13 protein-coding genes and 1 pseudogene are annotated in these 14,715 nt (G+C 58.4%); 5 read left to right on the top strand and 9 right to left on the bottom strand.

Annotation, left to right across the window (positions count from 1 at the left end; genetic code table 11):
* Positions 1 to 75 precede the first annotated feature (75 nt).
* From PJL69_RS05495 to PJL69_RS05480, 4 genes and pseudogenes are all read right to left on the bottom strand, one after another.
* Positions 76 to 2,745, bottom strand: a complete 2,670-nt coding sequence (locus PJL69_RS05495; protein ID WP_271308748.1) for a hypothetical protein — start codon at positions 2,743 to 2,745, stop codon at positions 76 to 78.
* 230 nt (positions 2,746 to 2,975) lie between these two features.
* A complete protein-coding gene (locus PJL69_RS05490; RefSeq protein ID WP_209096287.1) occupies positions 2,976 to 4,268 on the bottom strand; it encodes an O-acetylhomoserine aminocarboxypropyltransferase/cysteine synthase family protein in 1,293 nt (430 codons plus the stop codon).
* Positions 4,269 to 4,549: 281 nt separating this feature from the next.
* Positions 4,550 to 5,554: pseudogene (locus PJL69_RS05485) on the bottom strand (hypothetical protein).
* A gap of 100 nt (positions 5,555 to 5,654) precedes the next feature.
* A complete protein-coding gene (locus tag PJL69_RS05480) occupies positions 5,655 to 6,323 on the bottom strand; it encodes a TetR/AcrR family transcriptional regulator (RefSeq protein WP_271308747.1) in 669 nt (222 codons plus the stop codon).
* Positions 6,324 to 6,385: 62 nt separating this feature from the next.
* Between PJL69_RS05480 and PJL69_RS05475 the strand changes: the two genes are divergently transcribed.
* Genes PJL69_RS05475 through PJL69_RS05460 form a run of 4 tightly spaced genes read left to right on the top strand, consistent with a single transcriptional unit; the run spans position 6,386 to position 10,327 of the window.
* Entirely contained in the window at positions 6,386 to 7,702 is a 1,317-nt protein-coding gene (locus tag PJL69_RS05475) for a flavin-containing monooxygenase (RefSeq protein ID WP_271308746.1), read from the top strand.
* Positions 7,702 to 8,610 carry a bile acid:sodium symporter family protein gene (locus tag PJL69_RS05470; protein ID WP_271308745.1) on the top strand — a complete coding sequence of 303 codons (909 nt, stop codon included), beginning with the start codon at positions 7,702 to 7,704 and terminating at the stop codon, positions 8,608 to 8,610. The genes PJL69_RS05475 and PJL69_RS05470 overlap by 1 nt, the downstream gene beginning before the upstream one ends.
* Positions 8,607 to 9,545, top strand: coding sequence for an SDR family oxidoreductase (locus tag PJL69_RS05465; RefSeq protein WP_271308744.1), 939 nt, complete (start codon positions 8,607 to 8,609; stop codon positions 9,543 to 9,545). Before PJL69_RS05470 ends, PJL69_RS05465 begins: the two co-directional genes overlap by 4 nt.
* The gene (locus PJL69_RS05460; RefSeq protein WP_271308743.1) at positions 9,542 to 10,327 is read left to right on the top strand and encodes an SDR family NAD(P)-dependent oxidoreductase; all 786 of its coding nucleotides are present in this window, start codon (positions 9,542 to 9,544) and stop codon (positions 10,325 to 10,327) included. The genes PJL69_RS05465 and PJL69_RS05460 overlap by 4 nt, the downstream gene beginning before the upstream one ends.
* Here the strand turns inward: PJL69_RS05460 and PJL69_RS05455 are convergent.
* The 4 genes from PJL69_RS05455 to PJL69_RS05440 all read right to left on the bottom strand — a co-directional run bounded on the left by PJL69_RS05455 (position 10,324) and on the right by PJL69_RS05440 (position 13,067).
* The gene (locus PJL69_RS05455; RefSeq protein WP_271308742.1) at positions 10,324 to 10,926 is read right to left on the bottom strand and encodes an NAD(P)H-dependent oxidoreductase; all 603 of its coding nucleotides are present in this window, start codon (positions 10,924 to 10,926) and stop codon (positions 10,324 to 10,326) included. The genes PJL69_RS05460 and PJL69_RS05455 overlap by 4 nt on opposite strands.
* A gap of 41 nt (positions 10,927 to 10,967) precedes the next feature.
* A complete protein-coding gene (locus PJL69_RS05450) occupies positions 10,968 to 11,507 on the bottom strand; it encodes a nuclear transport factor 2 family protein (RefSeq protein WP_271308741.1) in 540 nt (179 codons plus the stop codon).
* Between the two features lie 52 nt (positions 11,508 to 11,559).
* A complete protein-coding gene (locus tag PJL69_RS05445) occupies positions 11,560 to 12,015 on the bottom strand; it encodes a nuclear transport factor 2 family protein (protein ID WP_271308740.1) in 456 nt (151 codons plus the stop codon).
* A gap of 146 nt (positions 12,016 to 12,161) precedes the next feature.
* Entirely contained in the window at positions 12,162 to 13,067 is a 906-nt protein-coding gene (locus tag PJL69_RS05440; RefSeq protein WP_271308739.1) for an alpha/beta hydrolase, read from the bottom strand.
* Positions 13,068 to 13,194: 127 nt separating this feature from the next.
* Here PJL69_RS05440 and PJL69_RS05435 point away from each other — a divergent pair, with 127 nt between their 5' ends.
* A complete protein-coding gene (locus PJL69_RS05435) occupies positions 13,195 to 14,106 on the top strand; it encodes a LysR family transcriptional regulator (RefSeq protein ID WP_271308738.1) in 912 nt (303 codons plus the stop codon).
* 55 nt (positions 14,107 to 14,161) lie between these two features.
* Here the strand turns inward: PJL69_RS05435 and PJL69_RS05430 are convergent, their stop codons facing one another.
* Positions 14,162 to 14,512 carry a hypothetical protein gene (locus tag PJL69_RS05430; protein WP_271308737.1) on the bottom strand — a complete coding sequence of 117 codons (351 nt, stop codon included), beginning with the start codon at positions 14,510 to 14,512 and terminating at the stop codon, positions 14,162 to 14,164.
* Positions 14,513 to 14,715: the final 203 nt, after the last annotated feature.

Below are 14,715 nucleotides of genomic sequence, written 5' to 3'. Positions count from 1 at the left end.
GGCGTTTTTATTGTGTGACGCTCGCATCAAATCAGGTGCGAGAGGAGCCGTTCAAAAAGTCTGTGAAACAGGGGGCTACCCGTCTTTTGGCATCTTCAGCACAAGGTTGCGTCCGCTTTTGACGTAGCGCAGCTCGCTTTCCCCAATCGCGGCCACTTTGCCGCCATCGATCCTGTCCCCAACCTGCACCTTCTTATAGCGTCCAGATGGCAATCTCACCAGCGCACGCCGGTTTGAGGATGTGCCATAAATCCCGATCAGACTCGCCTTTTTCAGGTTGATTGCATTTTGAATCGTGGCTTGTCGCGCGACAGAGGCCGTGGTTGGGATTGCCGGTATGACAGTCGCTGCCGGGGCCGCTGCTGCGGTGGCGGTGGTTGTCGGGGCTGTCTCGCTCGGTGTGGCCCGGGCGGCAAGCTGCGCAATGTTCGCGGGCTTCAGGCGGGGGCGCAGCGATGCAGAGACAGCAAGTGCCGTTGGCGCCTGATTTGCGGAGGCCACATCTTGCGCGCTTTCCGGGCGTGGACGCGGACGAATGCGAGCCAGTTCTGCGCGGGTGAACCCACCGAGCGTGGCGCGCTCATTCTGTTCCAACAAGTCGCTGGGCCGCGGCTTGGGGCGAAGATTGGCCAGCCGACTTGCGGCTTGTTCCTGCAGGGCTTCGGCCACAACGATGCGTTTCGGGTAAGATGCAGGCACCACAGGGGGGCGCCCCGCATAGACCATCACCCCTTCCGCATTCACCGCACCTTCGGCGGTGGCGACCACAAGGCCGCGCTCATCAAGATCAAAGGCGGTGGTCGCCGAGGGGGGATTTACTTGCGCCGCAAATGCAGTGTCGGTTGTATACGTTGCTGCAGAAGGCAGCGCGACCGCATCAAGTGCAAAACTCAGTCGGTCGATCGCAGGGACAAAAACATCTTCGTCATTGCTGAGTTCAGGTGCGGTCGCGGCGTCCGGCGCACGTTGCCAGACACCGGTTACCGCATAGCGCGTTTCAGCCTCGTCTTGATTAAGTACGGCAGGCGCGGCCTGCTCAGGTGTGTCAGAAAGGCTTTCAGCCAGTTCCTCTGGCGCAATCTCTTCGAGCAGGGCCGTCTGCGTATCCGGGCTTTCCCCTTCGATCTGCAGCCCGTCTGGCACTGTCAGCGCAATAGCGCCGTTCGGTGCCGCCGTATCCGTAACTGCTTCTGTTGCAGGCTCTTGCGCCGTTGTCGCAACGTCAGAAGCCGCCGGTGCTGGTTCAGATGAGGGGGCGGGTACGGCAGGCGCATCTTGCGCCAAATCCGCATCGGTTTGCCCATCCGCCACAGCAACCTCAGTTGTTTCAGGCTGTTCATCCAGCTGGGCGGTGTTTTCGATTGGCGCGCTTTCGGCTGGTGTGTCGCGGTCGAACAGTCCGGCAACACCATCCTCCGTGAACAGTGTGGCCCACAGGGCGACCAATCCCAAAAACACCAGCAACAAGGTGGTGAGGATCAGCCCAAGATGCTTTGGCTTGCCGCCGACCTCAGCCGCACGCGCCGCCCCAAAAGCCCCTTTCTGGCGCTCGGAGGGGTTTGCCGGTTTCTCCTGAAAGGTGGGATCGTTCTTTGCAACACGCGGTGGCGGCCCCGCGATCTTTGTTTTGTTGCGCGCACTGGCAAAGGTGCCAGAGTCTGCGTCCGTCAGTTGCCCTTCGGCCTGTTCCGTGCGCGCATCGGACAGCGCGGCCTTTGTGCGGTCTGCCGTCAGGCCTGCCACGGCTTTGGCCGGGTCAAACCGCAGTTCATGCGTGGCGTCATCTTGGCTTTCTGGCGGAATGCTTGGAGCATTGGTGCCATGCACCCCACGTGACACGCCACTCAGCTGCGGCGCGGTATCACCGGTGTCAGCACCGCGTTGCGCACGGATGGAGGCAAAGGGGGTAGCGGTCTCTTTTTCGGCCTCTGCCTCCTTCCGTGCGGTGGGTGGGGCAGAAACCTCATCTTCAGCATGCGGGTCGGCATCTGTCTCAGTTGGCGTTTCGGGCTCTTTGAAGGCGAAAGCAACCTGTGTGTCCGCGCTTTCTTCGCCCAGATCAAATGTCGCGTTTTCGTCAGCCAGCGCAGCGGACAGGGCGGGATCTGCTTTTGCTGTCCCCGTTGCTGTGTCGTTTGATGGCTCTGCAACTGCATCTGCGCCGGCATCAGGTTCCGCGGGCGGATCAGGCTGTACTTCGGGCAGGCCTTCACCGATCACTTTGATTGGTACAGGATCGGCCTCTGTAAGACTGCCCGTCGCCTCAGCACCCCGCGTTGCGCCAAAATTTGGCGCTTGCGCGAAATCTGCCGGGTTTGGGATCGCCGTAAAACGGACTGGATTAAAGTCATGCTCGCTGGCGAATCCTTCGGCTTCTGCCAGCGTTTCGCGGGCCACGGCAGCCACCTGTGCAAAACCATCGCGTTCATATACGTCAAAGACCAGCTCATCGGCGCGGTAGGGCGTCGAGGCCTCCAGTGCTTCTTGCACCTGTCCCAGAAGCGCCCCCTCAGCAGCCGCGTCGAGCGGCAGGGAGAGAAATTTGATCTGGTCATTTGGCAAAACCAGTGTGGTTTCAAACTCAGGCCCACCTGCCAAAACCGCCTGATCTCGCAATGCGGTCAGGGCAGCAGGAAGGTCCTCATCATCAAGGGCGACCTCGCCCAAAAGATGCCACCCACCATCCACGCGGGAAAGCAGGCTAATGCCTTGATAAGACAGGGTGAGCGCAAGATCCGTGGTCATAGGACAGCCCTAGCATGGTGTTGTGCAGGATGCGCGTGTTCCTGCGAAGTTGCCAAATTTATAGCAAGTTATCGCCGAAGGGGAAGCAAACACTTGGCGCAAGGCCAACCGATCGCCTGTGTTTTATGCACCCCTTTGTTTTGTTCTCCGGTGCCACTTAGGAAAGAAAGCGCCCCAAAGCCAGGGCTTGGGGCGCTTCCATCTGAGTCCGTTTGGTTGGTCTTCGGCGCTTAGCGGTGGGCTTTCTTCAAAGCCTGATCCAGATCCGCAATCAGATCTGCCGCGTTTTCGATCCCAATCGAAATCCGCACCACATTTGGCCCGGCACCGGCCGCCTCTTGCTGCTCAGGTGTCAGCTGGCGGTGGGTGGTGGAGGCAGAGTGGATCACCAGACTGCGCGCATCGCCAAGGTTGGCCACGTGAGAGAAGATCTCGAGGTTCTCAACAAACTTCACACAGGCTTCGTAGCCACCTTTCAGCGCCACGGTGAACAGCCCGCCTGCGCCTTTCGGGCAGATCCGCTCCACACGGTCATGATAGGGTGAGCTTTCCAGACCGGCATAGGTCACATAGTCCACGCTGTCGTGTGTTTCGAGCCAGCCCGCAATCTCTTTGGCGTTCTGAACGTGGCGCTCCATGCGCAGGCTCAGGGTTTCAATGCCCATCAGCGTATAATGCGCGGCCTGTGGGTTCATCGTCATGCCCAGATCCCGCAGCCCTACGGCAATCCCGTGGAAGGTGAAGGCCAGCGGGCCAAAGGTCTCGTGGAACTTCAGGCCGTGATAGGCAGGTTCCGGTTGGCTCATGGAGGGGAACTTGTCGCTGGCAGACCAGTCAAACTTGCCGCTGTCCACGATACAGCCGCCGGTCACGGTGCCGTTGCCTGTCAGATATTTGGTGGTGGAATGCACAACCAATGTGGCGCCAAGGCTGATCGGGTTACACAGATATGGCGTGGCCGAGGTGTTGTCGACAATCAGCGGCACACCAGCACCATCCGCAATCGCGGCGAGCGCTTCGATGTCGGTGATATAGCCACCGGGGTTTGCCACGGATTCACAGAACACCGCGCGGGTGTTCTCATCCACCGCCGCTTTCACCGCGTCCAGATCATCGGTGTCGACAAATTTCGCGGACCAGCCAAAACGCTTGATGGTCTGGCTGAACTGCGTGACCGTGCCGCCGTAGAGCCGGCTCGAGGCCACAACATTGCAGCCCGGCTGCATCAGTGGGAACAGCGCCATGATCTGAGCTGCATGACCAGAGGAGCAGCACACCGCACCAACACCGCCCTCAAGCGTGGCGATCCGCTCCTGCAGCACAGCAACGGTCGGGTTGGTCAGGCGCGAATAGATGTAGCCCACTTCCTGCAGGTTAAACAGCGCCGCCGCATGCTCTGCATCGCGGAACACATAAGCAGTGGATTGATAAATCGGGGTCTGCCGTGCGCCCGTTGCCGGATCGGGCCGCGCGCCTGCGTGAATTTGCAATGTATCAAAACCGTAGGTGGGTCCGTCGGTCATTATGTGTCTCCCTGAAAAAGTCTCGCCAAAGTGATAGGGGGCTGTCGGCTACCGCGCAACAGAACAACGCACAACTTTGTGATGAAGTCCATTCAACCCAAGGCAAATTCGACCCGGCATCATGAATTGAGAAGAACTGTTCTCTAAACCTGTATGCTCTTGGATCAAGTCACTGAAAAAGCGCTAAAATTAAGAACAAGTTCATGCGTCGGTTTGAGGTCTGTCCCGGACTGCTCAGGCTCAAAATGCGGGCGGCCTGCGGCACCTGTTTCAGGGCAGAATTATCGCAGCCAGTATCCATGCTTTTTCAGCGTGTTGCGAATGGCCTGTTCCCGGCGTGGCAGATGGTCACGATCAAACAGCGCCCGCGCTTTATGGCCCCGCTTTTGATAGATCATCCGTTTGAACGGCTCATATTGTTTAAGCACTTTTTTGATCCGATTGGGGGCGGCAATTTCTTCCAGCGCTTCAACAACCACATCCGCCTCGCGCGCAAAGAGCAGCGGCATCAGGCGATAGTGACAACTCACCGACCCATCCAGCAGCCCGGCAGGCAGCGCATCACGTGAACCGCCAAGGCCGTGGATCACAAGGGGCAGGGCGATCTGATCGAGCCAAGGGCGCAGAGTTTGCGAGGCCAGTGCATCAGGTGGGTCATTCTGAATGCTGGTCGCATACTCCAGAAAGCGATCCCCAAACATCTTTGGACATTTGTATTAGAAAAAGCCCGCGTTGAAATAGAGATACCGCCGCCAGTATTCATCGGGCTGGCTCAGATCCAGCGAGCTTTCAAACTCCAGCCCAAAGCGGTCATAAAGCGCTTTCCAGATCCCGTTGTAGCCCGGACCATAAAGCGGTGGCACAGGCCATGTGCCCTCCACGCGCAGGCTCGCAGAGGGGCGCGCAAAGTCAAACGGCACATCGCTCAACTCGTCAAGGATCAGCGTATCGCTGTCAAAAAACACAAACGGCTCGCCCTCAGGCAAGGCACGCAGCAGCTCAATCTTGTTGCCATAGGGATAATCGTCGCCAAAGGCACGGCTTTCAAACGGCAGGATCTCCGCATCCAGCGCCTCAAGCAGCTCCCGCACCTGCGGATTGCCGATCCGCACATCTTTTTCCCAGCGTGGCCCTGGCTGCGGCTCTGCCACAAACAGGCGTCCTTTGAATTGGGGGGATTTGGCGCGCAACGAGGCGGCAAACAGCGCGGCCTCATATTGCAGGCGCCCATTCTGGCCCACCACCACCACGTTAAAACTGTCTGATTTCAAAGGCGTCTTTGCCATATGTTGTGCTGCTCTGCCGGTTTGTTTTGCCAACTATAAGCGCGGCAGGCGGCTTGCAAAAGCGCACATTCCACTTTTTCGCGAAATCCTGTCGCTTTGACTAGCTTGCTCTTGCGACGCTGGCCTCGATGCCGGCGGCGCAAAACGCCACCAACTCGTCCAGATGGCTGCTGGCATCTGTACGCCCATCCCCCATGGCCACCATCCGCCACTGGGCCGTCAGCAATGCGAGCAGCGCCGCAACAGAGTAAATAAAGGCCGCGGCAACAGCCCCCTGTGCTTTGGGCGGATACAGCGCGGCGATTTCTTCGACAAACCGCGTGGCGGTTGGGTCAAAACAGGTTGCGGCCAACTCTTGCCAGCGCGTGTCAGACGAGACAATCGCCACAAGCCGCGCATAGGCGAGCCATTGCACATCGCCGCATTCGGCGCGCGACAGATAGGGCTCAAAGTAACAGGTCAGCACGGCATTGAGCGACAGGGCACCTTCTGCTTTGCGCGCGGCAAGCGCATCAAGTCGGGCTGTGCTGAGGATCTCGGCACGGCGTGCGACCACGCGCCAGAAAAGCGCTTCTTTGCTGCCGCCATGGTGGTTCACCAGCGCGCCCTGAACCTCGGCTTCCTCGGCGATGTCGCGAATCGATGCCGCGTCAAACCCTGCGCGTGAAAACACCCTTTCCGCTGCGTCAAAGATACGCGCCCGCGTCTCCAGCGCCCTCTGCGAAGGGGCCCTTTGTCTTTGTTTTTCTTCCAGGAATTTACGGCTCATAAAAACAGCTTGTCTTATTTTTAATGAATGTTCAATCTAAAAGGCGATCTAAGGAGTTAGGAATGTCAGAAACGCGCGCAAAATTCGCCCTCTTGGGGGCGGGGCCCATGGGTTTGGCCATGGCCAAAGTTTTGCGTGAGCAGGGCATCGCCTTTGATGGGTTTGAGCTGCATTCAGATGTTGGCGGGCTGTGGGATATCGAGGGGCCACGGTCCACCATGTATGAAAGCGCACATCTGATCTCATCAAAGACGATGACAGAGTTTGCCGACTTTCCGATGCGCGAGGATGTGGCCGAATATCCCTCTCACCGAGAGATGGCCCACTACTTTCGCGACTTCGCGGATTTCTTTGATCTGCGCCCGCATTTTCGTTTCGGGGCGGAGATCAAAGAGCTGGCACCGGTGGGGGACAACGGTGCGGGCTGGCGTGTCATTTGGCGACAGGGAGGGCAAACGCATAGCGCCGTCTATGCGGGCGTTATGATCGCAAATGGCACGCTCAGCACTCCAAACATGCCGCAGTTTCCGGGGCAGTTTGACGGCGAGCTGATCCATGCGGCGCAGTACCGCCATCCTGAACAATTTGCAGGCAAACGCGTGCTTGTGGTGGGGGCGGGCAACTCCGGCTGCGACATCGCTGTGGATGCGGTGCACCACGCAGCCAGTTGCGATTTGTCGATGCGGCGCGGCTATTATTTCGTGCCCAAATACGTCTTTGGCAAACCCGCTGACACCATGGGCGGTGCGATCAAACTTCCGATGTGGTTAAAGCGTCACGTGGATGGTTTGATCCTGAAGTGGTTTGTTGGAAACCCTCAGAAATACGGCTTCCCCAAACCGGACTATAAACTTTACGAAAGCCACCCGGTGGTGAACTCGCTGGTACTCTATCATGCGGGGCATGGCGACTTGAATGTCCGCGCGGATATATCTGATATATCTGGAAAAACCGTCTCATTTTCCGATGGAACGCAGGGCGAGTATGATCTGATCCTAGCGGCCACGGGTTACAAGCTCGACTATCCGTTTATCGACCAGGCGCTGCTCAATTGGCGCAATGACGCACCGCATCTCTATCTGAATGCGATGCACCCAGAGCGCGACGATATTTTTGTGCTGGGTATGGTCGAAGCCGCAGGTCTCGGCTGGCAGGGTCGGCACGAGCAGGCAGAGATGGTCGCGCGCTACATAAACGGGTTGCGTGCGGGCAGTACCGCCGCCCAGAAACTCAAACGTACCAAGCAAAACGGCTTCGTGCGCGCCACTGGTGGAATGTCTTACCTCGAACTGCCACGCATGGCCTACTACGTTGACAAGGCCACATACCGTGGTGCGGTAACGCGCTGGATCAAAGCGCTTGAGGCGGAGCAACCCTAATGACACAGGCCAATTTGGATACGGTTGTGCTGAATTTCAGCGCATCGTCCTTGACCGTGCTCAATGCGGTTCTGGCTGTCGTGATGTTTGCCATCGCGATCGATCTGTCGCTGGCTGATTTCCGTCGCCTGCTGCAGTCGCCACGCGCGCTCATCACCGGGCTTGTTTCACAGTTTCTGCTGCTGCCCGCGGTGACCTTTGGGCTGGTCTTGCTCACTCAGCCGCAGCCGTCCATCGCCTTGGGGCTCATTCTGGTGGCGGCTTGTCCGGGTGGCAATATCTCCAACTACATCACCCATCGCGCAGGCGGCAACGCGGCCCTGTCGGTGTCGATGACGGCTTTTGCCACAGTGGGCGCCATCCTGATGACTCCGCTCAACATCGCCTTTTGGGGCGCGCTTTATGCGCCAACGCGCGAGATTTTGCAGGCAACAGTGATTGATCCGGTGTCTGTGGCGATTACGGTGGGGCTTATGCTGGTGCTGCCGCTGGTGCTTGGGGTGTCGCTGAACAGCACACGCCCCGACCTGACAGCGCGCCTGCGCCGCCCTCTGCAAAATGTGGCGATGGGTATTTTTATTGCCTTTATTGCCTTGGCGCTGATGTCAAACTGGAACTATTTTTTGCAATTCGCGACCGCTGTGGCCGCTCTTGTGCTGTTGCACAACGCCTTGGCATTGACCACCGGCTTCAGCATCGCCAGCGTGATGGGGCTCTCCGCCTATGATCGGCGCGCCATCACAATTGAAACTGGTATTCAGAATTCAGGCCTCGGTCTGATCCTTATTTTTGGCTTTTTTGGTGGGCTTGGCGGCATGGCCGTCGTCGCCGCGTTTTGGGGTATTTGGCATGCGATTACGGGCCTTGGTTTGGCCTCTCTTATGAACCGAACAGAGGCAGCAAGATGACCCGCATTCTTATCACAGGAGCCGCTGGCATGGTCGGCAGCGCGCTTTTGACGGAATTGGCCAAGACATCTCATGATGTGATCGCTTGCGATGTGATAGCGCCGGACAACCTGTCTGCCAATGCGCGTTTCCATCCAATGGACGTGACAACAGATGCCCCGCTGCGGGTGATCGCGCGCTATCAGCCGGATGTGATCGTGCATTTGGCCTCCGTTGTGACCCCACCAAAGGACAGCACGCGCGATCTGGCCTATGCGGTTGATGTGGGTGGCACACGCTCTGTGGTCACCGCCGCCCTCGCGGCAGGCACCAAACGGCTTGTGGTCACCTCTTCGGGCGCGGCCTATGGCTATCACGCCGACAACCCGGTGCCGCTTCGGGAATGTGATGCGATCCGCGGCAATAAGGGGTTCGCCTACGCCCACCACAAACGTCTGGTAGAGGAGTTTCTGTCTGATGTGCGCGAAAACGCGCCTCAGCTGGAGCAGGTGGTGCTGCGGGTCGGCACCGTTCTGGGGCGAGGAACAGACAACCAAATCACTGATCTCTTTCATAAGCCGCGGCTGCTGGCGGTGCAGGGCAGCGACAGCCCCTTTGTGTTTGTCTGGAATTGTGATCTGGCGCGCATTCTGTTGCGCGCTGCCACGGATGGCCCGGAGGGCATTTTCAACGTGGCAGGCGATGGCGCCCTCAGCGTGGATGACCTGTCTGAAATCATGGGCAAGCCGGTGTTGCGCTTGCCCGCTTGGCTTTTGCGCGTCGCCCTATGTGTTGCCCGGCCATTGGGGCTCAGCCAGTACGGCCCCGAACAGGTGCGGTTTTTGCAATACCGCCCGGTGCTTTCCAATGCAGCGCTCAAACGGGATTTCGGCTACACGCCTGAAAAATCCAGCCGAGAAGTGTTTGAATTCTGGAAGCGGAGCTTGTCACCGTGACATCCGCAAAGGGGGGAGAGCGTAAAACGGCAGTGATTTCAGGTGGCGCAGGGGGGCTCGGTACGGCGCTGTCTGAACGCTTGCAGGATCAAGGATGGCGCGTGGTGCTGCTTGATCGTGACATTGCAACACTTGCGGTGTCAGACAGCCAGCAGCCCGTGCAATGTGACCTGACCGATGCTGAGCAGCTTGCAAACTGTTGTGCACAGATCTGCGCAGACCATGGGCGCATTGCTTTGGTGATCTACAGCGCAGGCGTAACGGCGATCGGCCCGGTTGCCGATCTCACAGACGCCGCCCACAGACAGCTTTTTGAAATCAACTACTTTGCCGCAGCAACCATGGCGCAGGCTTTTCAGGGGGCGCTGCGCCAAACGCAGGGCACGCATCTGGTGCTCACCTCTGTCGCGGGGTTTGCACCGCTTAGGCAACGCGCCGCTTATGCCGCCTCCAAACACGCCATGGCCGGCTTTTTTGGATCGTTGCGGGCTGAGGAAGAGGCCCATGGCGTGCAGGTTTGCATCGCCGCGCCCTCTTTTGTTGCAACCAATCCTGCGGGGGCGACAGATCCTAACGGGCTGACACCGCCGGGCAACGCCTCTGATGCCTTTGACGCCATGACAGCAGATCAGGCGGCCAAAGAAATTCTGCGTGGTCTGCACAAAGGCAAAGACTTCGTGCCGGTAGGGCGGGTGGCGAAGATTGCGCATCTGCTCACCCGCCTGTCGCCAACCCTGTATCAATGGGTCATGGCGCGCATGGTGCGCGGCAAACCCGATTAACTGACGGCAGCCGCCTTGCTTGGATCCTCCGCCAGCGCTTTGTTGATCCGCGCTTGCTTGATCTTTGGGTCGAGCGCAGGGTCCGTAAGATGGGCCAGCATATCCGGCACCGTCGCCTCCAGCTTGGCAGCATCCGCCACCGCCATCCCATGCGCCACAAAGGGCCGCAGATAAGTCATCCCGGTGAGGTTTGCGGTCTGCTGAAACGGCTTTAGGAACTCATCCATCGCGTAGTTGTTGTACCCGCCCGCGTGATAGCTGTCTGCCGGGCCTCCGGTGGACACAAGCGTCAGGAACTCACGGCCAGCTAATTTGTGTCCGCCCGGTCCATAAGCAAACCCGTAAGACAGCACCTGATCCATCCAGGCCTTCAGAACCGGCGGGGCGGAATACCAGTAAAACGGAAACTGAAACACGATCCGGTCATGGGCCAGCAACAGCGCCTGCTCTGCTTCGATATCAAAAGTGAAGGTTGCGCCGCCAATGGTTGTCAGATCGCGGGTGGTGACGCTTTCCGCGTCAGACAGCGCATCAAACCAAAGCCGGTTGATGCGGGATTTGCCCAGATCTGGGTGGGCGGTCAGGACGAGGGTTTTCATATGGGAACCTCAGGAGTGGATGTTTCTATGAGAGGCGGGGGCTACTTACTCGCAGCTTTCACACGCTCTGCGGCCAGTGCGGGCAGGTTTTCATTGCCAAGTTGCGCCCGCAGATTTGCGCGCATGAAGGTGATCTTCCAGCCATCGTCGGTTTTCGTCAGCTCATGCTGGTAGTCCCCGATAAAGACCCAGGTGTCCTCACCGTCATTGGCCAGAATATGGGTCGCATAGATATTGGCCGTTGTAGTCGCGCGATCTCCGTCAATCTGCACGCTTTCTGTTCCCATTAGGTGGTGGGTGCGGTCATATCCCGGCAATACGGTTTGCCAGGCGGCCACAATCTCTGCAGGTAGAAGTGCGGGCAGCGCCTGTTGGGTCCCGGCAGAGGCATTGGCATAAGAGGTGTAATCGAGCACCGCACCCTCTGGATGAAACTGCGCGGCCACCTGATCCCAATCACCCAGATCAGCATAGTAGCCCACGTTGTTGATCGCGTTCAGAACCGCGCGCTCATCTGAAATATCGGCAACCGCCGTGGTCGCACTGGCAGCCAACGCCGCACTCGCAAGTATCTTTTTCATGTCTTTATCCTTTGTGTCTCTGGGGAAGGTTCCGGGAAGTGCGGGGCGGCTGTCAGTCCGCCAGCCGCTGAGGCACCGGGGCGAGTTGGTATTGCGACCAGAAGAAGGTGTTGGCAGCATCCTGATCAGCGGACAGATTGGTGGCCTCAACAATCTTGCCGTTCTCAATGCGATAAAGCAGGGCCAAAAGCGTATCGACATTGGGCTTACCCTCTGCGTTGGACCAGCCGCGATGGATGTCCACCACATGGGTGTCATCTGCGCCAAAATAGATCGGCTCCGCTTTGAAACCAGCGGCGCCCAGCTGGGCAAAAAACGCCAGCACTTCTTCACGGCCATTTTTGGTGCCAGACAGCGGATGCCGCCCCGGAATATGCCAGCGCACATGCTGGTCCATCACCTTGGCAATGCCATCCAGATCTTCGGCGCCATAGGCGGCAAAGAAATCCTGAACGATTTTCATATTGTCTTCTGGTGAGGCCGCCAGCGCGGCTGTGCTGAGGGTCATAACTGCACCTGCTGTTAGGGATCTGAGGAGGGTTTTCATTGGATCTTCCTTTCAAAAGAGCGCCGATCAGGCGGGCTGGCCGCCCCCGGTCAGCAAGGCACGGCGATGTGTGGGGTCTTGATCCGACATGTGTTTTCTCCCTGTGGTTAGGATTTGAAGAAATCCGCCACGGCATCTGCCGCCGCTGTCACGGCGTCTTTGCGGTCGTAGAAATCAAACTGGGTCACATCCTCACCAAGCCACAGCTTTTCCAGCGGTGCTTTGGTGCGGTTTTCATAGGCCTCTGCTCCGGCAGGCAGGGCAATGGAAGGCGAGCCCACCATCAGCATCGGCTTGCTCAGACGATCAGCAGAAACCTGAGCGTCATAGGTCAGCCACGGCTTCCAGGAGGCGAGGGAAAACTTGTTGTCATAGGCCGCGATCAGCCCGCGATCTTCCTCGGTGTAGTAAGGCGCCTGAAACATGACTGCGGTGGCATCTGTGGCAGACGCCCCAAGCAGGACGGTTTCGGCAGCATCTTCGGCTTCACTCGCGGCAATCAGCTTTGCCGCCGTCTCGGCACCGCCGTAAATCACTTCAGCCAGTGCCGGATCATGCAGCCATGGCGCAACCAAGGCGACTTTCTGCAAGGCGGCGTCATCTGCCACAGCGGCAGCCATGTAGCCAGAGGAGGCGCAGACCCCAAGGCCGGAAACTTGCGTTGCGTCGATCTCAGGCAGATTTGCCAGAAACTGTGCCGCCGCGCGAATATCTGCTGTTTTCACGGCAGGATCTTCCACATAGCGCGGCGCGCCTGTGCTTTCGCCCCAACCGGTGAAATCAAAGGCGAGCGCCGCAATGCCGCGCGCGGCCAGCTCGCGTGCATAAGTGCCCGCCATCTGTTCTTTCACGGTGGTCCACGCCCCGGTGACAATTGCGGCGGGCAGGGGGGATTTTGCAGCCTTTGGCAGATAAAGCATGCCTTTGAGCGTGGCGGTGCCGCTTTCAAAAGAGACGGAATGTGTCTCCACAGTGGCGTTGGTTTTGGTGTTTTGCAGGGTGATGCGGGCCATGGGGGCTCCTCTCGGATCTTGCGCTGAAGGTGTGATCCGAACTTAGGAGTTGTATTAAATTTCGATAATTACCCCATTTTTCATCTCATTCATGTATTGTATCTATGAATGGGATTTGGAGACTGTGATGCGCCTGCCTCTCGCCACACTGGAAGTGTTCACCGCAATTGCGGAACATGGCAGCCTGCGGGCCGCCGCCGATGCGCTGGGCATCAAACCCTCAACTGTCAGTCACCAGCTCAAAACGCTGGAGGCGCAGCTGGGCACGGCGCTGTTCATTCGCACCACAAGATCGGTCAGCCTGACCGAAGCGGGTCGTGCTCTCATGCGTGGGGCTGGCCCCGCCTTTGAGCAGCTATCTGCGGCAGTAGACAGCGCCCGTTCCAGCGGCCACGCGGCACGCGGCACGCTCAAACTGGCCTTGTCTGAGTCTGCCTACCACATGGTGGTTGCCCCAAAGATCGCCGCCTTCAGTCGGGCCTATCCGGAGATCGAAGTCGAATTTCTGATGACAGATGCCTACTCCGATATTCTGGGGGAGGGGCTGCACGCCGGGTTCCGCCTTGGCGATCGCATCGCGCCGGATATGGTTGCCATACGCCTGACCCCGCGCCAGCCGCTCGCAGTTTTTGGCAGCCAGGCCTATTTCGCTGCGCACGGCCGCCCCGAAACCCCGCGCGACCTGCTGGCGCACAGCTGCATTCGCTATCGTTTCCCATCTTCGGGCCGTATGGCGCTCTGGGAGTTCACCTCAGAGGAGGGTCTGTATTCCGTCGATGTCACAGGTCCGCTCATCAGCAACGCCTTGCCTGCATCCGTCGACTTGGCCCGTCAGGGCGTGGGGCTCATCTACACATTTCGGGACTATTGCACGCAGGATGTAGCGGCCGGTGCTCTGGAAGCTGTATTGGACGCAGACATGCCAGAAACCGCCGGTCTGTTTCTGTACTTCCCACAAGAATACCGAAGCATGATGCCGTTGCGCCTGTTCATCGACCACCTGCGCGGCACGGGCGGGCGCCTTGCGCGCACCCAATAAAAAACCCAGCCAGGACCGAGGTCCGAGGCTGGGCGGTGCCGTGAGTGTTGGGCAGTTATGACGCGTTAGAGGTTGTCTGCCGTGGGTTTGGAAGATGCGCCAATAATGCCGGCAGCACCACTTCCTGAAGCTGTTTGTTTTGCGCCAGTCGGCCAAGCGCAAACCCATCTGTGTAACTGTCGTTGTTGGCCGCTTTGCCGCCTTTGTCGGAGGCGTTCTCCGCAAAAACGGCATGCAAATCCTGCGCCGTCAGATCCCCACGAAGGGTCAAATTCGCAAATAGGCGATACATCGTGGTTTCCACCGCCGCGCGGCGCCCATCTAAAACGGCAACAACTTGAGAATAGTGTCTGAGTTGAGCTTCCAGCACAGATATCCGCGCATTTAGGTCATCAACAGAAGTCATCGCACATCACCCAAAGAAAAAAGAATCAAATATCTAACTTCTATACAGGTTAAGTGCCAAATTAACCAAATGGTTGTGTTGGCAGCTTGTCGCTCATGTGAAGGTGTTGCGGGATTGCGCGCCTCACCTTCCAGATGCCGTACGCCAGGACAAGGTCCTGACTCTTGGTCATACGCGAAGTCAGAATTTTCCAATGTGCCAAC

It is taken from the genome of Shimia sp. MMG029, assembly GCF_027947445.1.
Lineage (GTDB): Bacteria > Pseudomonadota > Alphaproteobacteria > Rhodobacterales > Rhodobacteraceae > Shimia.
Note: the sequence above shows the minus strand (reverse complement) of the source record. Positions and strands in the feature narration are given on the sequence as shown.